Source organism: Niallia circulans NBRC 13626 (genome assembly GCF_001591585.1).
Lineage (GTDB): Bacteria > Bacillota > Bacilli > Bacillales > Cytobacillaceae > Niallia > Niallia circulans.
The window spans coordinates 271,196-291,759 of sequence record NZ_BCVE01000006.1 but is presented as its reverse complement, the minus strand read 5'-3'; the positions used below and the strand labels follow the sequence as shown (position 1 = coordinate 291,759).

Sequence of the window (20,564 nt, the reverse complement as noted above, 5' to 3'; positions counted from 1 at the left end):
TCCTTATGCACCTGAGAGCTTTGAAAAAAACCAAAAAGGATGTTTCCCTGCATGATCCAATTGGTCAGGATAAAGAGGGGAATGAAATTAGTCTTATTGATGTTCTAAAATCAGAATCGGAAGATGTTGTCAATACGATTCAGTTGAATATGGAGCTTGAGAAAGTAAAGGAATATATTGATGTTTTAGATGAAAGAGAAAAAGAAGTAATCATCGGCAGGTTTGGTCTAGATTTAAAGAAGGAAAAGACGCAACGAGAAATTGCAAAAGAATTAGGGATTTCAAGAAGCTATGTTTCAAGAATAGAGAAAAGAGCATTAATGAAAATGTTCCATGAATTTTATCGAGCAGAAAAGGAAAAAAAGCGGAAAAATGAATAAAAACTTTACATAAGGATGTTCTATAGATTTGCATTCTTATGAGGAAATCGTTTTATATAGACACATCGATAACGTATTTAAAGGATAGAAGAGCAGCTTAGTCGCTTAGTTTTTTAAGGTTGACTAAGCGGCTTTTTCTATCTTTTATATTTTGCGTAATGAAGGGATTCTGTATTGTCGGTTGCTACCGTTTTTACAACTTCGCCTTGCCGATTTTTATAAATTTCATATTCACGGTAAACTTCCACTATAAACCCATCTTCTTCTTTTGTTTCTTCTAATTTATATTCAAGATCCGGAGCTCCAAATATTTCATCTCCATTACTGCTAACTTCTTGCTCTTCCTTTATAGCTCCGTAAAAGAGAACATTATTTTTGTTAATTTTTGCGGTTGGTGTTTCTATGTAAGCAATAAAACCCAATAGAATGATAATGGATATTAAAGAGATCTTTTTCATTTTGTCTCTCCTCCTTCCATACATTGTATGCATGTCCTTTAGAAGTATGCGAATAAGAAAAGGGGGAATGACTGCATAATTGGAAAATTTAATCATTTTTGGAGTGGGTAAATCATATCGTTAGAAAGGTACAGGCCTTCCTTTTTTTATAATGAGAAGGGAACATTAACAAACTTAGAATGCAAAAAATGTCTCACAAAAATTTTCACTTCTTGTAAATGTTTTATAACATTTGTAATATACATGAAATATAAAGATGCTGCAAAGCAGAAAAGATTAAAGTTTATCGAAGGGGTTGAAGACCTGTGTTTATGAGACATATACTATTCATTACATTATTGATATCCTTTATTAACAATTTCTGGCCCATTCCTAATATAGATGATTTGCAGGGTGTTGCATATCAAGAGGGTGCCGAAATTTCCATTTCTGAGCTAAAAGATACGGTAAGAAGTATGCAAAAAAAAGCTGATATCAACTCCTATTTAACGATGAAGCATGAAGTAGTAAGTGGGGAATTATATAACAATGAAGTTTGGAGATTTGACTTGGGTTTAAAAACACCATATCAATTTACTGCTGAAAATGACAGCATCGACATAGAAGGTCTGCAAAAAGGAATGGTTAAATTTATCGTGTTTTTTAGTTTTGGAGAAGATGAGAATTCCATTATCAGTAAGTCCATATATTATTGTGATGAAAATGATTCCATTCATGAGGTGAAATTTATCGAGAATACAGAAAGAGAGAGTATTATCTTTTCATAAAAGAAGTAAATCAAGAGAGAAAAATTATCTATCTTTTCAGCTCTGCCTATTATGCAAGCAGTTTCCCGGAGATAATAGGGGTAGATCTAACATTCGATATATAGGCTTTTAAACAAGCGAATTTTCACCACCTATCTATACTATTAGAAAGGTGGTGAAAAGCATGGTTAAAATTTTTATCGATCCTGGTCATGGTGGTTCAGATTCTGGTGCAGTTGGAAATGGGCTGCAAGAAAAAAATATTACCTTAAGTATTGCCCGACAGGTTAGAAGTTTTCTTCTGAATGAATATGAAGATGTGGAAATTCGGATGAGTCGCAATAATGATTCAACTGTAAGTTTACCCGCAAGAGTGAAAACTGCCAATAACTGGAATGCTGATTTTTATCTTTCTATTCATGTAAATGCTGGTGGGGGTAATGGCTTCGAAAGTTATATTTATCCGGGAGTTGGCGCACCTACGACCACTTATCAGAATGATATTCATAAGGTAGTTATAGATGAGACAGGATTTAATGATAGAGGAAAGAAAAAAGCAAATTTTCACGTATTAAGAGAAACAATCATGCCTGCTTTGTTAACAGAAAATGGGTTCATTGATACAGTAGCAGATGCGAATCAGCTAAAAGATAGTAATTTTATTACGAAGATTGCAAGAGGGCATGTCCAAGGATTAGAAACGGCCTTTTCTCTGCAGAAGAAGAAAAGTCAATCACCAATCTATCGTGTACAAATTGGAGCATTTAAGGAAAAGGAAAACGCAGAAAAAAAAGCAATGGAAGCAGCTGAAAAGGGATTTGATACAGCTATTTTATTTCAAAACAATCTGTTTAAAGTACAAATCGGTGCATTTAGTAATAGAACGAATGCGGAGCGTTTAGCAGAAAAAGCGAAGGAAGCTGGATTTCATACGTTTATATCTCCTTAGAAAGAGAAATAACATTTTTAAATAATTAGTGGATATATAGGAAAAAGTTAGAAACGGGACAATTGCCTAAAACATTCACAACAAATTAAGAATATTTTATAGAAAGAGAGGAGGAGAATAAATGGCTGGTTATGGATACCCAAACCAAGTACCAGCAGCTGTTCCGCTTGGTGGAATGGGACCTGCACCATTTGGCTATGGTGCCCCTTATCCTGCTTATGGCGGTGTATATGGTGGTTTCTGGTACGCATTTTTAATCATTCTTTTTATTGTTATCATTTTATTTTGGGGTTTTTGGGCATTTGGTAGTTTTTATCGCTAAGGGAAATAGAAAAAAAATTTAGATGTTGGAATAGTAAATATAGTGATTGCTGATGAAATAATGGACAATACAAGCAAGCTGCTTCATATCGACTCTAGCATCATGTATCTTTTTAAGATAACGATGCTTTTTCTTTTGTTATCAGAAATATTTTACTATTTTTACAGAAAGAATGGAAATATTTCGATAGTCAAACTATAATGACATAGTAGTAGCAGTGAAAGGAGTGGAGAAAAGTGAAGATAGAAGAATATCAAGCTACATGGGATTTAGAGGGTTTATTTCCTGGAGGAAGTAATTCTCAAGAGTTTAGAGAGCATTTAGCTATGTCAATGGATGAAATCGAAAAATTATCAGCATATGTACATAAGTATGAGCCATTACAGGAGACGGACAAAGATTCTTTGCAGCAAATTGTGAATCAGTTTGAAGTTGTCGTAAAAAAAGTAAGACAAGCAGGTGCTTTTGTCAGCTGTTTAGAGGCGCAGAATATGGAGGATAAAGGAGCAAGTACATTAAGAGGTAGAGTAACTGAATTAAGTGCTGTGTTTCAAAATGTGTTAACGGTTCTTGATGGGAAATTATCCTTATATAGTGATATGGAATGGGATTCCTTATTTAAAGGAAATAATCTAGAAGAACTTTATTTTGTGCTGTCAGAAAGAAGAGCGGCTGCTAAAGAAAAATTATCTGAAGAAGAAGAAACATTGATAAATAAATTAAGTGTTGATGGCTATTATGGCTGGGGCCAAATGTATGATACCGTCGTTGGGAAAATTCAGATTCCTTTTGATGAAGAAAATCTCTCCGTTGGACAAGCTGCCAATAAATTTTCAAATCCTGAACGCGCAGTTAGAAAAAAGGTGTTTAGAGAATGGGAAAAAGCATGGGACGCAAATGGGGAAATTCTTGCCAAAACATTAAACCATTTAGCTGGTTTCCGATTAAATGTTTATGGGATGAGAGGCTGGACTAATTTCTTAAAAGAACCGTTAGCGATTAATCGGATGCAAGAAGAAACATTGCAGGCAATGTGGAATGCAATTTCAAAGAAAAAACAGCCATTTGTACAATTTTTAAATAGAAAAGCTAAATTGTTAGGATTAGAAAAATTAAGCTGGTATGATCTGGATGCTCCTCTTGGTAAAATAGAAACAAAAATGTCTTACCAAGAAGGTGCCGAATTTATTATTAAACATTTCGAGCAATTTGGTACGGAAATGTCAGGATTCGCAAAGAAAGCGTTCGAAGAGAGATGGATTGAAGCAGAAGATAGAAAAGGGAAAAGGCCAGGGGGCTTTCACACCTATTTCCCTGAAAGTGCTCAGTCACGCATTTTTATGACGTATTCTGGTACGCCGTCAAATGTTTCAACTTTAGCCCATGAATTGGGCCACGGTTTTCATACATACGCTATGCGGGATATGCACACATTAAATAGAAATTATGCAATGAATGTGGCAGAAACAGCGTCTACATTTGCGGAAATGATAGTATCAGATGCAGCATTAAAGGCTGCATCATCAGAGGATGAAAAGCTGGTCTTATTAGAAGATAAAATTCAGCGATCTATAGCATTGTTAATGAATATTCATGCTCGTTTTCTTTTTGAAACAAGATTTTATGAAGAACGTCAAAATGGATTAATTTCAAAAGAGCAATTAAATATGTTAATGCTTAACGCACAAAAAGAAGCATATGGGGACGCTTTAGATGAATATCATCCTTCTTTCTGGGGCTCAAAATTGCATTTTTATATTACAGGTGTACCTTTTTATAATTTCCCTTATACATTTGGTTTTCTATTTTCACTTGGAATCTATGCAAAAGCATTGGATGAAGGAAAAGGCTATGAAGAGAAATACATTGCCCTATTAAGAGATACAGCAAGCATGACAGTAGAAGAATTGGCATTTAAGCACCTTCAAATTGATTTAACAAAAGAGGATTTCTGGAATAGTGCCATAGATCTTTGTATTAAGGATGTAGAAGAATTTTTAGCGTTAACGAATGAATGAAAGAGCTTTTAATCTGATTTTTCAAAGGATACAGTAAGGAATAGAATTACAGGCATTCGTTTAAAAGGAAAAATGTAGATAAAAGACCTCCTACATACCAAAAGCTGCTGGTGTGTAGGAGGTCTTAATTTTTTGATGAATAGCTTTAGTAAATGCTTAGATTTTTCTCCATTTGAAACTTCCAATCATCAGAATGGAAAGAATAAGCATAAGAAATAAATAAATATGGCTCGGTATAAAAGTGAAAAATAGACAGCTAAAGGTTAAAATACAGCCAGCTGCAGTTATCGGCAGGCCTGTAAAAAAACCATGACTTTCCGTAATGTTAAATCGAGCTAATCGAAAAGCGCCACACACAATATAAAGGACTGTAAAGAAAGATCCTGGTGCTCCCAACTCAAATAAAATACCTTGGTACACTAATAATGCCGGTGCTACCCCAAATGAAATGATATCACTCATAGAATCAAGCTGTTTGCCAAGCTCTGATTCGATATTGAATTTTCTGGCAGTCATTCCATCCAGTCTATCTGCTAATGCAGCGATAAAAATAAGCAGTAGACTTAATTGGAGATGTCCCTTTAAACTATAGATAATTGCAAAAGCACCTAATGAAATATTTGTTAAAGTTAACACATTAGCGAGTTGAGTTTTAATTTTCTTGATGGTTTGTTCTAAAACTCCATGTAAAAACATTAGATTCACTCCTAGTATGAAATGAATTGCATTTCATACAACTATTTTTTTATATAATCATATATAATTCTAATTAGTATATGATTATTCGTAAAGAAAAATTTTTATTTATTGGAGGATTGCTTCATTGAAAGAAACAATTTATCGATTTTGTATTGAACTGACAAATGGAAGATGGAGTTCCTATTTGATTAAGAAATTTGCTTATTCTAGATGGAGCCGATATATAATTCCTTCCTTTGCAAAAGTTTATAAAATAAATATAGAGGAAATGGACAAACAACTAAAGGAATACGGATCCTTGCATGAATTTTTTATTAGAAAATTAAAAGCTAACTGCCGAAATATTCATGCTGATCATGGAGAAATAATTAGTCCTGTTGATGCTGTGATTGAGGATATTGGAGAAGTAAGAGAAGATTGCTCTATTTTAGTTAAAGGAAAAACGTATTCTATTCATGAAATGCTTGGGGATGAAAAAACAGTGGATAAGTATATTGGTGGAACTTATTTAATATTTTATTTAAGCCCAAGTCATTATCATCGTATTCATTGTCCTGCCACAGGTACCGTAACAAATCGTTGGACACTTGGAAATAAATCGTATCCTGTTAATAAATATGGTTTAAAGTGGGGCAAATCTACCCTCTCCAAAAATTATCGTTCTATAACGGAATTAAAGACAGAGGAAGGAAACGGGATTTGTATTGTGAAGGTTGGTGCCATGTTTATTAACTCTATCGTCCTAAATCATAAGAAAGACCGCGTAGTTCAAGGAGAGGAAATTGCCTATTTTTCATTTGGCTCAACTGTTGTGTTGCTATTTGAAAAAAATACATTTAAACAGAAAGGCTTTCATTCCATTCCATATCCGGTTAAAATAGGAGAGGTTATTGGAGAGCTTCGCAAAGCGTAATGATACAAATTTAATAGTTTAAAAGAAAAACAGCCTTTTTAAGGCTGTTTTCAAATGGAATGTATAATTATTACTATTGGTTTAAGAGGAGACTTTTATCTTGTTGCTTAAAGAACGTCGGTGAATCTCTGTTTCGATGAGACGAATAAATTCAGGGCTTAAATTTAATTCCCTTGCTTTATGATAGGACTCAATCAATAATTCATCTGACAGTTTTCGCATGCCAGAAACACCTCCATTCGAATATAATGAGAAGATTTTCATAGAAAACATATATAAATGTAGTTGTTTTCAGTGTTGAAATAAGGTTTTAAAAAAATTTGCTGATTAAAAAGTGCATACAAGATGGATCAATCGACAATGTTTATCAGAAAACGAGCTTGTCTATGTAAAAAATTTGCTATGTAGAAAACACTTTTAATCTTCTTTTTTAGTAAATTAATCTTGGAAGTTTTTTGGATATTATATTGTATCCTTACTTTAACAAAAATAAACATAGAGAACAACTGTTCGTTTATCCACAGCGCTCAGTGGATAACCTGTGATTATTTTGTTGAGAACTATGTGGACTATATGTAAATCAATGGGTATTATGTGTATAATGTTATCCACATATGTTGAAAAATGCGTATTTTGTCGAAAATTATTTTGCTATTATTAAAAAAAGCAAGAATATGGTATCTTCTTTAAGAAGAAAAACGGTATAATATTATTTTCTTCTATCGCAAAAATGGTTACCATAACAATAGGAAGACATACTGGTTAAACTATAGAAATGAAAGAGTTAAGAGGTGTTTTTTAGTGTTAAATCAATTTTTGCCAAATCAGTTTGTTAAAAATATATTTGAAATTTCCCCAGATGATTTAAAGAAAAAAGGAATAAAAGGCATCATAACAGACTTAGATAATACGTTAGTAGAATGGGATCGCCCGCTTGCGACTCCACAAATAATTGAATGGTTTGCAGAAATGAAGAGAAATGACATTAAAGTCACAATTGTTTCCAATAATAAAGAAGCAAGAGTAAAGTCATTTTCTGACCCGTTGCATATTCCTTTTATTTTTGCTGCTAGAAAGCCGCTTGGCCGTGCTTTTAAAAAAGCTATCATGCAAATGAATATAAAAAAAGAAGAAGCAGTTGTAATTGGGGACCAATTATTAACAGATGTTCTAGGTGGGAATCGTAGTGGGTTTCATACCATTTTAGTCGTGCCTGTTGCGCAAACAGATGGGTTTATGACCAGAATTAATCGTAGAATCGAAAGAAGAATTTTAAATTGGTTTCGTAGAAACGGAAAATTAACTTGGGAGGATTAATACGTGACAGAAAGAATACATTGTATCGGCTGTGGAGTAGTTATTCAGACAGAGAACAAGAATGAATTAGGCTATGCACCTTCTTCTTCATTAGAAAAAGATGAGGTTATTTGTCAAAGATGTTTCCGTTTAAAGCATTATAACGAAGTACAAGATGTTTCTTTAACAGATGATGATTTTTTAAAGATTCTAAATGAAATAGGGAAAAGTGACAGCTTAATTGTAAAAATAGTAGATATTTTTGATTTCAATGGAAGCTGGCTACCTGGCCTTCATCGTTTTACTGGGAACAATAAAGTTATACTAATAGGAAATAAAGTAGATCTTTTACCAAAATCAGTGAAACATCAGAAGGTTATCAATTGGATGAAAAAAGAAGCGAAGGATTTAGGATTAAGACCAGAGGATGTATACCTTGTCAGTGCAGAAAAAGGAAAGAATATTAAAGAAGTACTGGATGCTATTGAATATCATCGCAACGGAAAAGATGTTTATGTAGTGGGCTGCACAAACGTAGGAAAATCTACTTTTATTAACCGAATTCTAAAAGATGTATCTGGAGAAGAAAATGTAATTACTACATCACATTTTCCTGGTACAACGCTAGACATTATTGAAATTCCATTGTCGGATGGTAAATATCTAGTGGATACCCCTGGAATTATTAATCACCATCAAATGGCTCATTTTGTAGATAAAAAGGATTTAAAAATTATTACGCCAAAAAAAGAAATAAAATCAAGAATTTTTCAATTAAACGATCAACAAACGTTATTCTTTGGCGGCCTGGCTCGATTTGATTTTGTAAAAGGCGAGCGCAGTAGCTTTGTATGCTATTTCTCTAATGAAATAACAATCCATCGGACGAAGTTGGAAAAAGCAGACGAGCTGTATAAAAAACATGCGGGTGAATTATTGACACCTCCTAAAAGAGAGCATTTGGATGCTTTTCCTGAGTTGGTAAGGCATGATTTTTCTATAAAAGAACCAAAAACAGATATTGTGTTTTCCGGATTAGGCTGGATAACGATGAATGAACCGAATATTCAAGTTTCTGTTTATGTGCCTAAAGGGGTACATGCCTTGTTGCGTAAATCATTAATATAATCTGTTTTGCAATAAAGCAAGGGGAAAAGGAGAGCGGCTATTTATGAAGAACTATGCAGTAATTGGTGATCCAATTCAACATTCGATGTCACCTGTTATGCATAATGACCTTTTTCATTTCTATGGTTTCGATGCTGAAATGAAAAAAATGCATATTAAAACAGAGATGCTCGAAATGGGACTAAAAAGTTTGAGGGATAGTAATATAGATGGCTTTAATGTGACCGTCCCCCATAAACAAGCAATCATTCCCTTTTTGGACGAACTAGACCCATTGAGTGAAGCAATTGGCGCTGTTAATACGGTGGTTTGTAAAAATGGAAAGTGGGTTGGGTATAATACGGATGGAGATGGGTATTTAAGAAGTCTATTAGACCAGCTTACCGACTTGAAGCAGAAAAAAACATTGATTATTGGTAGTGGTGGTGCCGCAAGAGCGATCTATTTTTCATTAGCTAATTATGGAGTACACCAAATAGATATTTGTAATCGTACGCTTTCAAATGCAGAAAGGCTGAAAGAAGCCTGTCCTTTTCCAGTCGTAACTAATATACTGGAAGTTGCTTCAGTGGAAAAAAATCTTGAGGAATATGAACTTATCATCCAAACAACTTCCATTGGAATGTCACCAAAGATAGATGCTTCGCCTATTCAAGTAAGCAATTTGAAGAAGGGCACATTCGTTAGTGATATTATCTATAATCCATTAGAAACAAAAATATTAAAAGATGCAAAAGCCAAGGGCGCTATAACCCAAAATGGGATTGATATGTTTGTATATCAAGGAGCTTTAGCATTTGAGAAATGGCAAGGAATTTTCCCAGATACAGCTAGAATGAGACAAAATGTTTTAACACAATTAGGAGGATCATCATGTTAAGAGGTAAACAAAAAAGGTTTTTACGAGCAAAGGCACACCATTTAAGCCCTATATTCCAAGTAGGAAAAGGTGGCGTTAATGACAATATGATTAAACAAATAAGTGAAGCTTTAGAGGTAAGAGAGCTATTAAAGATAAGTATTTTGCAAAACTGTGATGAAGATAAAGATACGGTAGCAAGTGAGTTAGTAAACGGAACAAAAAGTGAGCTAGTTCAAATTATAGGAAATACAATTGTATTATATAAAGAATCAAAAGAAAATAAAACGATAAATTTACCATCATAAGTCGGTAGAAGAGGCGATTTTTTTGAAAAAAGTTGGAATATTAGGAGGGACGTTTGATCCTCCTCATATAGGGCATCTAATTATAGCAAATGAAGTACTGCACGCAAAAAAATTAGATGAAATATGGTTTATGCCAAATCAAGAACCTCCACATAAAATAAAAACAGGGACAGTAACAAATACTCAACGAGTAGAAATGTTACAATTATCGATAGAATCTACTTCCTCTTTTCGCATCGAAACGATGGAATTAGACAGAGAGGGAAAATCGTATACGTATGATACAATGAAGCTTTTAAATGAGGCTTACCCAAACAATGATTTTTATTTTATAATTGGAGCCGATATGGTAGAATATTTGCCAAAATGGTATAAAATTCAAGAACTTATGGAAATCGTACAATTCATAAGTGTAAACCGCCCAAAATATCAACTAGAAACGGAATACCCAGTGCAGTATGTAAAGGTTCCTGATATAAATATTTCTTCGAGCTTAATTCGTGAAAGAGTTAAGGAAGGGGAAACCATTTCCTTTTTAGTCAGAGATGAAGTAAAGAGATATATTGAGGAGAATCGTCTATATGAATCGTGAAGAAGCATTACAAATAGTAAAAGAACAAATAACGGAAAAGCGTTATATTCATACAATCGGTGTAATGGAAACAGCAATTAAGTTAGCGAATAAGTATGGTGGAGATGCTAAAAAGGCTGAAATAGCAGCGATTTTTCACGATTACGCAAAATTCCGCCCAAAGGAGGAAATGAAAAAGATTATCATACAGCAAAATATGGATCCTAATCTTTTGTTATTTCATTTTGAACTTTGGCATGCTCCAGTCGGTGCCTTTTTAGTTGAGAAAGAAGTCGGAATAAAAGATAGAGAAATATTAGATGCTATTAGATACCATACATCAGGAAGACCTGAAATGAGTATGCTAGAAAAAATAGTCTATTTAGCCGATTATATTGAACCTGGCCGAGCTTTTCCAGGAGTAGATGAAGTAAGAGAATTGGCCGAAGTGAGTTTGGAGAGAGCCTTTTTGCAAGCGGTGAAAAACACGATTATGTTTCTTATTCGGAATAATCGAGCTGTATTTCCTTTAAGCTTTGAAACATATAACAGTTATTGTATAAAAATGGAGGTTGATTGAATGGATGAACGTACTTTATTATGGACTGCTGTAAAGGCAGCTGATGACAAAAGAGCAGAGAATATTGTTGCCCTAAATATGAAAGGTATATCTCTTGTTGCTGATTATTTCGTAATCTGTCATGGTAATTCTGACAAGCAAGTACAGGCTATTGCGAATGAAATTAAAGAAAAGTCTGGTGAACTTGGAGTTACGGTTAAACGTTTTGAAGGTTATAATGAGGCAAAATGGATTTTAGTTGATTTAGGAGATATTATTGTCCATGTCTTTCACCGGGATGAAAGAACCTATTACAATTTAGAACGTCTTTGGGGAGATGCACCAGTGGAAAATGTGGAAAGTGTGATCAGTCAATGAGTTATGAGCAGTTTGCCTATCTTTATGATCGATTAATGAATGATGTACCTTATGAAAAGTGGATACAGCTTATCAAAAAGGCAGCAGATGATTATAAAGTTAATGGAGCAAACCTTTTAGACCTAGCCTGTGGAACAGGAGAGTTATCGATTAGGCTGGCCCAGACTGGTTATAATGTAACTGGGGTTGATTTATCGGAGGATATGCTGAGTGTTGCTCAAGCGAAGACGATGGAAGCAGGAGAATCAGTATTTTATATAGAACAAGATATGTCTCAGCTAGAGGGCTTACCTGTTTTCGATCTTATTTGTATTTGCTGTGATTCCATCAATTATTTAAGAACGGAAGAAGAAGTCATAAACACTTTTAAAAGTGTTTATGCCCATTTAGATGAAAAAGGCTTATTTATATTTGATGTACATTCCTTATATAAAATGAATCAATTATTTATCAATCAAACCTATACAGTCAATGATGAGGATTTAAGCCTTATATGGCAATGCTATGAAGGAGAATATCCTAATAGCGTCGAACATGATTTAAGTTTCTTTGAATTGGATGAAGCCTCAGGTTTGTATCGTCGTTATGATGAACTCCATTTTCAACGAACTTATTCTGTTGAACAGTATTCGAAATGGCTCGAACAAACAGGGTTTACTTTATTGAAAGTTACAGCAGATTTTTCTCAAGATACACTAGATGAAAAGGCAGAGAGAATTTTCTTTTATTGTAAGAAAAAATGAGATGTTTCCTCATTGTGAAGCAGGTTAGTATTTTGCAAGTAAATGCTTGGAAACATCCTTCCTACATATTGTCTTTTTATGGCGATAACGTAAAAAAGGGAAATGGTCCTTGGGTGGATCATTTCCCTTTTTCCTATTCTGATAGCAGCCTTTTGAAATTTCTTTTGAAAAAATTGAAATGGGAGAAGGAATTCGAATGGATAGAGTCGAAAGTAAGGAGGAGCATTATATATTTTTATGTCCTGTGACAAGATTTTTAAGGGATTGTTTATCATCCTCATATTTTGCCTGTGTTGCTTGAAATAATTGATTAAAAGTATCTCCTAATTGACGTTCCAAAACATTTATTCCTTCGCCTGTAATCCCGCCCTTTACACATACCTTTTCCTGTAATGTAGGTAAAGTGTAATAGCCCTTCTTTAATAATTCTCCTAAGCCAATAAGCATTTCACTAGCTAATTTTGTTGCCGTTTCTGTATCAATTTCTGTTTCATCCACTGCGCCTTCTATAAATCTTTGGGTAAGATAGCTGAAAAAAGCTGGTCCGCAACTTACTATATCAGAGGCAGCCCTCGTAATGTCATCTTCAATTTCTAATGGTGTCGAAAATTTTTCATACAAACTTTCTAAGTGTTTTTTCCACTCTTCCGTACAATTGCTTCCAAAGGAAAACAAAGAAACGCCTGCCAATGCTCTATTTGTAATGCTTGGGATAATGCGAGCAACAGAGCACCTAAATAAAGAATCAAGCTGGTCAGGGCTTATTGGACTAGTAATCGAAATAACGCATTTTTCTTCTGTTAAAACGGGAGAAATAGTATGGGCTACCTCATACATATCATGTGGCTTTACACATAAAAAGATAAGCTCTGCTTTTTTTGCTATTTCCATGTCACTATCGCATATATTTATGGTAGGATACTCTTCCTTAATTTCTAAAGCTTTGTTTCTTGTTCGATTGAAAATAAATAAGTCTTCGGGGGAAACAGCTTTTCCGTCAATCATTGATTCTATTAGTATTTTCCCCATATTTCCTGTACCAATCATTCCAATTTTCAATCTTCCATCCCCCCCTTATATTGAGCGTTTTCTCATATAACGATATGTCGCAGCATTTCAAAATATACCTGAAAGGATGATTAGTTATCATGGACTGGCTTCGTAAAAATAAGAAAATGATTTTCTTTTGTATAGGTGGTATCGTACTTTTATTGCTATATCGGTTTTACCCTATTTTTATCTCGAGTAATGAAGAAGAACAAATTCCCCAAGAAAACTTGTTTGCTGAAAGAAACATAGAGGAGAAGCCAGAAGAAGCATCGGAGGAAGACCCTCCTGTTACGGTAATGCTGGTAGATGTAAAAGGTGCGGTTAAGAATCCAGGTGTGTATGAAGCGAATGACGGAGAACGAGTGAATGATATGATTGAAAAGGCAGGCGGAATTTTGAAAGATGGTGAAAAAAACGCAGTGAATTTTGCAATGAAAGTGACAGATGAAATGATTATCTATGTTCCTTATATAGGAGAAGAAGGGGAAGCAGCTAATGGGAATGCAGTTGGTAACGAGACTGCCGTCCCTTCGAATGAAGGAACAGTAAATATTAATAAAGCAAGTGAAACAGAATTGCTTGAGTTACCAGGAGTGGGTCCATCTAAAGCAGCTGCCATTGTGGAGTATCGTGAACAGAATGGAGGGTTTTCTACAAAAGAGGATTTAAAAAACATAAGTGGAATTGGAGAGAAAACATATGAAAAATTAGAATCCTTTATTTCGATAAAATAAATCTCTTGTAGATTAGGGATACATATTCAAAGCAATATATTGATTTAAGCGCCATGAGCAGCCTTTTCGTAATTGACTGGTGACATAGTTCTCGATAAACTTAATGAGGAATGAAAAGTATTAGTGTTTTTCTCAATTCGGTTTATTTATGGGAGTGAAAGTGAAAGTGGAAAGAATTTCATGGAATGAGTATTTTATGGCACAAAGCGAATTACTGGCTTTAAGAAGTACATGTACAAGATTGGCAGTAGGGGCAACGATAGTTCGAGATAAACGGATAATTGCCGGGGGGTACAATGGCAGTATAGCTGGTGGTGTTCATTGTATAGATGAAGGCTGCTATGTAATTGACAACCATTGTGTGAGAACAATCCATGCGGAAATGAATGCTATCTTACAATGTGCTAAATTTGGCGTTCCAACTGCTGGGGCGGATATATATGTTACTCATTTTCCTTGTCTTCAATGCTGTAAGGCAATTGTACAAGCAGGTATTAAAACAGTTTATTACGAATTGGATTATAAAAATCATCCATATGCGCTAGAGTTGTTTGAACAGGCTAATATTGAAACAGTACAGGTGGAAAGAAAAGAGCTTGAGAACAAAGAGGAGAAAAAGGCATTGGTAGAAGCGCTTGTAAAACAATTAAAAGAAAATAATGCAGATTCTGTAGAGATAGAGGCTTTGGAAAAAAGAGCGGCAGAATTATTCTCCATTATACCAACCACAAAGACGTCTATTTAATAAAACCTCTCTACTGCCGGTCTACAGCTGTCTCGTGAGGAGCGATTTATGATTCAAACAAAGTTATTGTACTTCGCAGTATCAGCTTTATTCGGCTTATTATGTGCCTATACACAACAGTTAATGGTCTATATCCTCTATTTTCTATTTATAGGATGGCTACTTCTAATGAAGAAAGGAAGTTGGAAATTAGCTGCTTTTCTGCTGTGTATATTTTTTTTGTTCGTTGTTCGAGGAAGTTATGATTATCATGGGAATAGCTCGAAAATAAAGGAGGATACTTCCTCTTTTTTCGTTACTTTTATAGAACCAGCTGAGATAGATGGAGATAGGTGGCGGGTAGTAGGTAGGGAAAAACGAACAGAGGAAAAACTGCTGCTTTCCTATAAAATAGAAACGAAAGCAGAAAAAGCTTTTTTAAAAACGAAGAGGGTGATAGGAAAGACGTGCGCTATTAGGGGATCTTTATCACTTCCCTCTTCTCAGCGAAATGAAAATGGCTTTAATTATCAGCAATACCTGGAAAATACTTCGATTTATTGGCTAGTATCAGTGGAAAATTTGGATTTAAGCAGCTGTGTGACAGAAAGAAATATTATTCTATCATTAAAGCAGCTAAGAGAAAAAGGGACCATTTGGATTGAAAATCATTTTTCAGAAACAACTATTCCAATTGCAGAAGCTTTAATTTTTGGTGATCGTAGTATGATGAAGGAAGATTTGCAAAATGCGTTTCAACGTATAGGTATTATTCATCTATTAGCTATTTCTGGTTCCCATGTCGTCGTTTTAATAGGTATCGTTTATTTTTTACTAATACGAGTTGGTTTAACGAGAGAAAGGGCTAGTACTATTCTTCTGCTGCTTTTACCAATATATGCAGTTTTAACCGGGCTCAGCCCATCCGTAATTAGAGCTGTATTTACTGCTTTTATCCTCTTAGCCATTAATAAATTTTATACTTCCTCTCCTTTGCCGATGATCGATATAATTAGTATAGTATTTACCGTATATTTATTGATTCAACCAAGAATGTTATTTAACGTTGGATTTTTATTATCTTTTATGGTCTGTTTTTTTCTCATTGTATCATCCTCGCTTATTAAAGAATATCATTCCTCAACCATTAAAATGTATTTCTTCCTGACATTTATTTCTGAATATGCTGTTATCCCTGTTATTCTATACTACTTTTTTGAAATTCCGACCTTATCCTTACTGGCAAATCTTATTTTTATCCCTTTTTATACGGTTATTATTTTGCCGTACTTACTTGTTCTCTATGTCCTATCCTTTATATTTCCACCATTTATTTCTTTTTTTTCTTTCCCATTAGATTTTATCATCCTGTTATCTGATAAGCTGGTGTTGAAATTATCGAGTTTTCCATTTAGTACCATTATATTGGGAAGGCCATCCTTATTTTTTTTATGCGCTTATAGTCTCAGCCTGCCCATATTCTTTTATTTATACGAGAATTTGGCGAAGCCCTTAAGAAGGTGGTTATATTGTCTTCCACTTTTGCTTATGAGTGTTCAATTTATAAACAATGTCTATCCGTCAAAAGGAGAAATCACTTTTATTGATGTTGGGCAAGGGGACAGCATTCTTATTCAGCTGCCATTTAATAAAGGAACTTATTTAATAGACACCGGTGGTACTGTCAATTTCCCGAAAGAAGACTGGCAAAAAAGGAAAAACCCATATGAAGTGGGAGCCAAGACAGTTGTCCCCTTTTTAAAAAGTAAAGGGATTCGTACAATTGATAAATTAATTTTAACCCATGGTGATTTAGACCATATAGGCGGAAGTACTGCTATTATCGAACAATTACATGTAAAAGAAATAATGTATCCCAATGTGAAAGGAGATTGGTCTATAGAAGAAGAACACTTATTAAAATTAGTGGAAAAGAAACAAATCCCCATTCGTTTTATACAAGCAGGACAGAAGTGGAGTACAGGGAAGGAGTCTTTTATGGTTTTGGCACCAATAGAGAAGGAGAATTTAACAAAAAATAATAGCTCGATTGTCCTTTTTGCTAAGATCGCTGGCATTACATGGCTATTTACCGGAGATTTAGAAAAAGAAGGAGAACTAGCACTTATGAACAAATATCCGGATTTAAGAGAAATAGACGTTTTAAAGGTGGGACATCATGGTAGTAAAACTTCTTCAACAAGTGAATTTATGGAGCGGCTTAAACCGAAAATTGCTGTTATATCAGTGGGGATAAATAATAGGTATCATCATCCCAGTCTGGATGTGCTCACTATTTTAGAGGATTATCAGGTGAAAGTATTCAGAACAGATGAAAATGGGGGGATTTCTTTTTATTTTTCGGAAAAAGGTGGCACATTTGAATTGCGAATTCCATAGAATATAGCAATAGTGAATGGCTATAATAATGGAAAAATGTCATCTAAATACCTATCCGATTGGAATAAAAAATACTTACCTATATGGACATGAATCGTACTGATTTTCCTTTGTTGTCAAGAGTTGACACAAATAGAATCTAGCCATTGGAGTACACTATTAATATAATTGCACCGTTACACATTAAGTATCCTAGGCCTTAATGTGTAACGTTCATTATAGATTGAAGGAAGGTCCTTAAGATAATCATTTCATTGCTGCTAGTAAATCTTCCTAGAGCTTATACCAAAGCTTTAGGAAAGAATTTCGTTAACAAGAGAGATGATGTCGAAAGGATCTTCTTTCTGTATGTAAATTTTCGAAATGAAGGACAACTGTTAGGAATTTCGTATATAATAATTGATTAGGGATTGTTTTGTTGGAAAATAAGGAGCAATGGTTTTTTTAGGGAATGGGGAGAAGAAATGATCGAAGAATTATGGAAAAAAATAAAAAATAGAGATTTTTCTTTTGTCTATCTATTATATGGGCTTGAGTCTTTTCTAATAAATGAAACAAAATATTTATTATTGCAATCATTATTAAACGAAGAAGATGAGGATTTTAATTTATCTACATATGATTTGGAGGAAACACCAATAGAAGTCGTGATAGAGGATGCGGAAACAATCCCCTTTTTTGGCGAAAGAAAGGTTGTTGTATTAAATAATCCTTTTTTCTTAACTGCTGAAAAATCTAAGTCCAAAGTGGAACATAATGTAAAAAAACTAGAGGAATATTTAAAAGAACCATCTCCGTTTACAATTATGATTTTTATAGGAAGTTACGAAAAATTAGATGAGAGAAAGAAGATAACCAAACAACTAAAAACAGCTGCATCTATTTTAGAAGCGAAAAAATTAAATGAACAAGAACTAAAGAAATGGTTAAAACAACGTGCCGCATATAATCATGTAGAGATAAATGAAGATGGACTTGACACTATTTTAAGTCTCGCTGGAACTAATTTGTCTCTTTTGACAACTGAAATTGATAAGATGGCTTTATACGTCCAAGATTCAAAGTTAATTACGAAAGAGATTGTGGAAGAATTAGTTGCCAAATCGCTTGAGCAAAATATTTTTTCCCTTGTCGATAAAGTGATCTCTAAAAAAATAGATGAAGCCTTGCGGATATATTATGATTTATTAAAACAAAATGAAGAACCATTAAAGATTCTTTCTATCATTACGAATCAATTTCGTTTAATTTATCAAGTAAAAGGACTTGCGCAAAAAGGATATGGACAACAGCAAATTGCTAGTGTTTTAAAAGTTCATCCATTCCGAGTTAAATTGGCAGCAGGACAAGCTAATCGATTTACAGAAGAGGAATTAACAAAGTGTATCCGTCTATTTGCAGAAGGTGATTATCAATTAAAAACGGGAGCAATGCCTAAAAGCATGGTCATAGAAATGATTCTCTTTCAAATAGGACGTGGAGTATAAAGGCGATCTAAAACAATCTAAATGAGGTCGGACTGCCTCTGCGTTCCTATAGGTGTCTTGAGTGTGGTGACGATAAACTTTTTAACCTGAACAATTGTATGGAATTGTTCAGGTTTTTCTCTGTATAATTCTGCCCAAGCTTTATAAATAAAAAAAGACTATCAGGAAGATAGTCTTTTTTACTCATTATGCGTTTAAAGCATTTTTTCTTTTAGCTAAACGAGATTTTTTACGAGCAGCAGCATTTTTATGAATAAGACCTTTAGCAGCAGCTTTGTCTAACTTACTAGCAGCTTCTACAAAACTTTCATTTGCAGCAGTTGTATCATTAAGAGCAATAGCAGCTTCAGTCTTTTTAACAGCAGTACGCATTGCAGATTTAACTGTAGTGTTTTGAGCGTTACGAGCTTCACTAGTTTTCACACGTTTAATAGCAGATTTAATATTTGGCATTTACGTTCACCTCCTAAAACGAAGCATCAAGTTCATTATTTAAACTCGATATATACATTCCTAAAAAACTTAAAGAACAAGTGATATTTTATCAAACGAGGACTAATAATGCAATACCTCCAGTCAAATTGCACAATATGAATTTTTTTTGAGAGAAAGGCAATGCTAGTAATAATAAAATGATTCTTTGGATTGGAAGGGGATAACAATGGAGGAAAAACTTGATTTAAGCATGTATTCAGTACGAACAGATTTGGCAATTGAAGCAAAAGATTTAGCTTTACATAATCAAGGACTTGTTCAAAATGAACAAGATAAGTCACATCTAGATGGGGTAATCATCAAGGAGAAAGAAGAGAATGGTATTAAGATGTCCTATGTGGAGGTCACCGAAAAGGGAGAAGAACTAATCGGGAAAAAACAAGGAAAATATTTAACGATAGAAGTGTTAGGTATTAGACAGCAAGATACGAAATTGCAAGAAAAAGTAGAGCAAGTATTTGCAAAAGAGTTTTCTCAATTTTTAAAGCAGAGCGATATAAAAGAGGATGCATCTTGTTTATTAGTTGGTCTAGGGAACTGGAATGTTACACCTGACGCATTGGGGCCACAGGTTTGTGAGAATATACTTGTAACGAGACATTTATATGAATTACAGCCAGAAAGTGTAGAAGAGGGCTATCGACCGGTATCAAGCTTAGCCCCAGGTGTAATGGGATTAACAGGAATTGAAACAAGTGACATTATAAAAGGGGTTGTCGAGAAAACAAATCCTGATTTTGTAATTGTTATTGATGCTCTTGCATCCCGTTCCATTGATCGTGTGAATTCGACGATTCAAGTTTCCGATACAGGTATCCATCCTGGTTCTGGTGTAGGAAATAAACGGAAGGAACTAAGTAAAGAAACGTTAGGAAGACCAGTGATTGCTATCGGTGTTCCAACTGTCGTAGATGCAGTGTCTATTACAAGTGACACAATTGATTATATATTAAAGCATTTTGGTAAGGAGTTAAAAGAAGGAAATAAACCATCGAGAGCATTGGCTCCAGCTGGGTTGACCTTTGGTGAAAAAAGAAAATTAACGGATGAAGATTTACCAGAAGAGCAGCATCGTAAGACATTTCTAGGTATTGTTGGAACATTGCCTGAAGAAGAAAAGAGAAAGTTAATCTATGAAGTGTTATCACCAATTGGTCATAACTTAATGGTCACACCTAAAGAGGTCGATGTTTTTATAGAAGATATGGCGAATTTGCTTGCAAATGGTTTAAATGCCGCACTTCATTCAGCGATAAATCAAGAGAATGTAGGGTATAATACCCACTAAATTTACTAAAAGGGTTCTACCATTCCTAGTTACTTCATATATTTTCAATAGAGTTACTA

General features: G+C 34.3%; 23 protein-coding genes and 1 pseudogene. 19 read left to right on the top strand and 5 right to left on the bottom strand.

Translation table 11 applies throughout. The features are described from left to right. On the top strand, positions 1–380 hold a 380-nt coding region (locus BCI01S_RS10590), incomplete at its 5' end, for a sigma-70 family RNA polymerase sigma factor (protein WP_141232350.1). A gap of 137 nt (positions 381–517) precedes the next feature. Here BCI01S_RS10590 and BCI01S_RS10585 read toward each other — a convergent pair. Next, positions 518–838 carry a hypothetical protein gene (locus BCI01S_RS10585; RefSeq protein WP_047941334.1) on the bottom strand — a complete coding sequence of 107 codons (321 nt, stop codon included), beginning with the start codon at positions 836–838 and terminating at the stop codon, positions 518–520. A 311-nt stretch (positions 839–1,149) separates the two neighbouring features. On the opposite strand from BCI01S_RS10585, the gene BCI01S_RS10580 reads away from it, so the two are divergent. The 4 genes from BCI01S_RS10580 to BCI01S_RS10565 all read left to right on the top strand — a co-directional run bounded on the left by BCI01S_RS10580 (position 1,150) and on the right by BCI01S_RS10565 (position 4,873). Further along, complete coding sequence (locus tag BCI01S_RS10580) at positions 1,150–1,605, top strand: hypothetical protein (protein ID WP_144546687.1); 456 nt, start codon at positions 1,150–1,152, stop codon at positions 1,603–1,605. A 163-nt stretch (positions 1,606–1,768) separates the two neighbouring features. Further along, positions 1,769–2,533, top strand: coding sequence for an N-acetylmuramoyl-L-alanine amidase (locus BCI01S_RS10575; protein ID WP_047941332.1), 765 nt, complete (start codon positions 1,769–1,771; stop codon positions 2,531–2,533). Between the two features lie 121 nt (positions 2,534–2,654). Continuing rightward, positions 2,655–2,855 (top strand): hypothetical protein, encoded by a 201-nt coding sequence (locus BCI01S_RS10570; protein WP_047941331.1) that lies wholly within the window; start codon positions 2,655–2,657, stop codon positions 2,853–2,855. A gap of 236 nt (positions 2,856–3,091) precedes the next feature. Then, positions 3,092–4,873, top strand: a complete 1,782-nt coding sequence (locus tag BCI01S_RS10565; RefSeq protein ID WP_047941330.1) for a M3 family oligoendopeptidase — start codon at positions 3,092–3,094, stop codon at positions 4,871–4,873. 156 nt (positions 4,874–5,029) lie between these two features. On the opposite strand, the gene pssA is transcribed toward BCI01S_RS10565, so the two are convergent. Then, positions 5,030–5,569: a CDP-diacylglycerol--serine O-phosphatidyltransferase gene (gene pssA, locus BCI01S_RS10560; RefSeq protein WP_047941329.1), complete on the bottom strand. Its 540-nt coding sequence runs from the start codon at positions 5,567–5,569 to the stop codon at positions 5,030–5,032. A gap of 127 nt (positions 5,570–5,696) precedes the next feature. On the opposite strand from pssA, the gene BCI01S_RS10555 reads away from it, so the two are divergent. Further along, positions 5,697–6,485, top strand: coding sequence for a phosphatidylserine decarboxylase (locus tag BCI01S_RS10555; protein WP_047941328.1), 789 nt, complete (start codon positions 5,697–5,699; stop codon positions 6,483–6,485). 81 nt (positions 6,486–6,566) lie between these two features. Here BCI01S_RS10555 and BCI01S_RS10550 read toward each other — a convergent pair whose 3' ends face one another. After that, positions 6,567–6,707 carry a sporulation histidine kinase inhibitor Sda gene (locus tag BCI01S_RS10550; protein ID WP_016202937.1) on the bottom strand — a complete coding sequence of 47 codons (141 nt, stop codon included), beginning with the start codon at positions 6,705–6,707 and terminating at the stop codon, positions 6,567–6,569. 555 nt (positions 6,708–7,262) lie between these two features. Here BCI01S_RS10550 and BCI01S_RS10545 point away from each other — a divergent pair. The 8 genes and pseudogenes from BCI01S_RS10545 to BCI01S_RS10510 all read left to right on the top strand — a co-directional run. Then, a pseudogene (locus BCI01S_RS10545) lies at positions 7,263–7,802 on the top strand (YqeG family HAD IIIA-type phosphatase); the annotation flags it as partial. Between the two features lie 3 nt (positions 7,803–7,805). Continuing rightward, the gene (gene yqeH, locus BCI01S_RS10540) at positions 7,806–8,909 is read left to right on the top strand and encodes a ribosome biogenesis GTPase YqeH (protein ID WP_061798630.1); all 1,104 of its coding nucleotides are present in this window, start codon (positions 7,806–7,808) and stop codon (positions 8,907–8,909) included. Between the two features lie 43 nt (positions 8,910–8,952). Beyond that, the gene (aroE, locus tag BCI01S_RS10535; RefSeq protein ID WP_047941325.1) at positions 8,953–9,789 is read left to right on the top strand and encodes a shikimate dehydrogenase; all 837 of its coding nucleotides are present in this window, start codon (positions 8,953–8,955) and stop codon (positions 9,787–9,789) included. Then, complete coding sequence (gene yhbY / locus BCI01S_RS10530; RefSeq protein WP_016202941.1) at positions 9,783–10,076, top strand: ribosome assembly RNA-binding protein YhbY; 294 nt, start codon at positions 9,783–9,785, stop codon at positions 10,074–10,076. Before aroE ends, yhbY begins: the two co-directional genes overlap by 7 nt. A 22-nt stretch (positions 10,077–10,098) precedes the next feature. Further along, positions 10,099–10,668 (top strand): nicotinate-nucleotide adenylyltransferase, encoded by a 570-nt coding sequence (locus BCI01S_RS10525; RefSeq protein WP_047941324.1) that lies wholly within the window; start codon positions 10,099–10,101, stop codon positions 10,666–10,668. After that, complete coding sequence (gene yqeK, locus BCI01S_RS10520; RefSeq protein WP_047941323.1) at positions 10,658–11,227, top strand: bis(5'-nucleosyl)-tetraphosphatase (symmetrical) YqeK; 570 nt, start codon at positions 10,658–10,660, stop codon at positions 11,225–11,227. Before BCI01S_RS10525 ends, yqeK begins: the two co-directional genes overlap by 11 nt. After that, positions 11,228–11,584 carry a ribosome silencing factor gene (gene rsfS / locus BCI01S_RS10515; protein WP_047941322.1) on the top strand — a complete coding sequence of 119 codons (357 nt, stop codon included), beginning with the start codon at positions 11,228–11,230 and terminating at the stop codon, positions 11,582–11,584. Continuing rightward, positions 11,581–12,327 (top strand): class I SAM-dependent DNA methyltransferase, encoded by a 747-nt coding sequence (locus tag BCI01S_RS10510; protein WP_047941321.1) that lies wholly within the window; start codon positions 11,581–11,583, stop codon positions 12,325–12,327. The genes rsfS and BCI01S_RS10510 overlap by 4 nt, the downstream gene beginning before the upstream one ends. Before the next feature lie 225 nt (positions 12,328–12,552). Here BCI01S_RS10510 and comER read toward each other — a convergent pair whose 3' ends face one another. Continuing rightward, positions 12,553–13,386 carry a late competence protein ComER gene (gene comER, locus BCI01S_RS10500; protein WP_047941319.1) on the bottom strand — a complete coding sequence of 278 codons (834 nt, stop codon included), beginning with the start codon at positions 13,384–13,386 and terminating at the stop codon, positions 12,553–12,555. An 89-nt stretch (positions 13,387–13,475) separates the two neighbouring features. Between comER and BCI01S_RS10495 the strand changes: the two genes are divergently transcribed. The 4 genes from BCI01S_RS10495 to holA all read left to right on the top strand — a co-directional run bounded on the left by BCI01S_RS10495 (position 13,476) and on the right by holA (position 18,722). Beyond that, positions 13,476–14,111: a helix-hairpin-helix domain-containing protein gene (locus BCI01S_RS10495; RefSeq protein WP_047941318.1), complete on the top strand. Its 636-nt coding sequence runs from the start codon at positions 13,476–13,478 to the stop codon at positions 14,109–14,111. A gap of 166 nt (positions 14,112–14,277) precedes the next feature. After that, positions 14,278–14,856, top strand: a complete 579-nt coding sequence (locus tag BCI01S_RS10490) for a ComE operon protein 2 (RefSeq protein WP_047941317.1) — start codon at positions 14,278–14,280, stop codon at positions 14,854–14,856. A 48-nt stretch (positions 14,857–14,904) separates the two neighbouring features. After that, positions 14,905–17,235, top strand: coding sequence for a DNA internalization-related competence protein ComEC/Rec2 (locus tag BCI01S_RS10485; protein WP_061798627.1), 2,331 nt, complete (start codon positions 14,905–14,907; stop codon positions 17,233–17,235). A 464-nt stretch (positions 17,236–17,699) separates the two neighbouring features. After that, complete coding sequence (gene holA, locus BCI01S_RS10480; protein ID WP_061798625.1) at positions 17,700–18,722, top strand: DNA polymerase III subunit delta; 1,023 nt, start codon at positions 17,700–17,702, stop codon at positions 18,720–18,722. 186 nt (positions 18,723–18,908) lie between these two features. Here the strand turns inward: holA and rpsT are convergent, their stop codons facing one another. After that, positions 18,909–19,175, bottom strand: a complete 267-nt coding sequence (gene rpsT, locus BCI01S_RS10475; protein ID WP_016202952.1) for a 30S ribosomal protein S20 — start codon at positions 19,173–19,175, stop codon at positions 18,909–18,911. Between the two features lie 208 nt (positions 19,176–19,383). Here rpsT and gpr point away from each other — a divergent pair, with 208 nt between their 5' ends. Further along, positions 19,384–20,505 (top strand): GPR endopeptidase, encoded by a 1,122-nt coding sequence (gpr, locus tag BCI01S_RS10470; protein ID WP_061798623.1) that lies wholly within the window; start codon positions 19,384–19,386, stop codon positions 20,503–20,505. Positions 20,506–20,564: the final 59 nt, after the last annotated feature.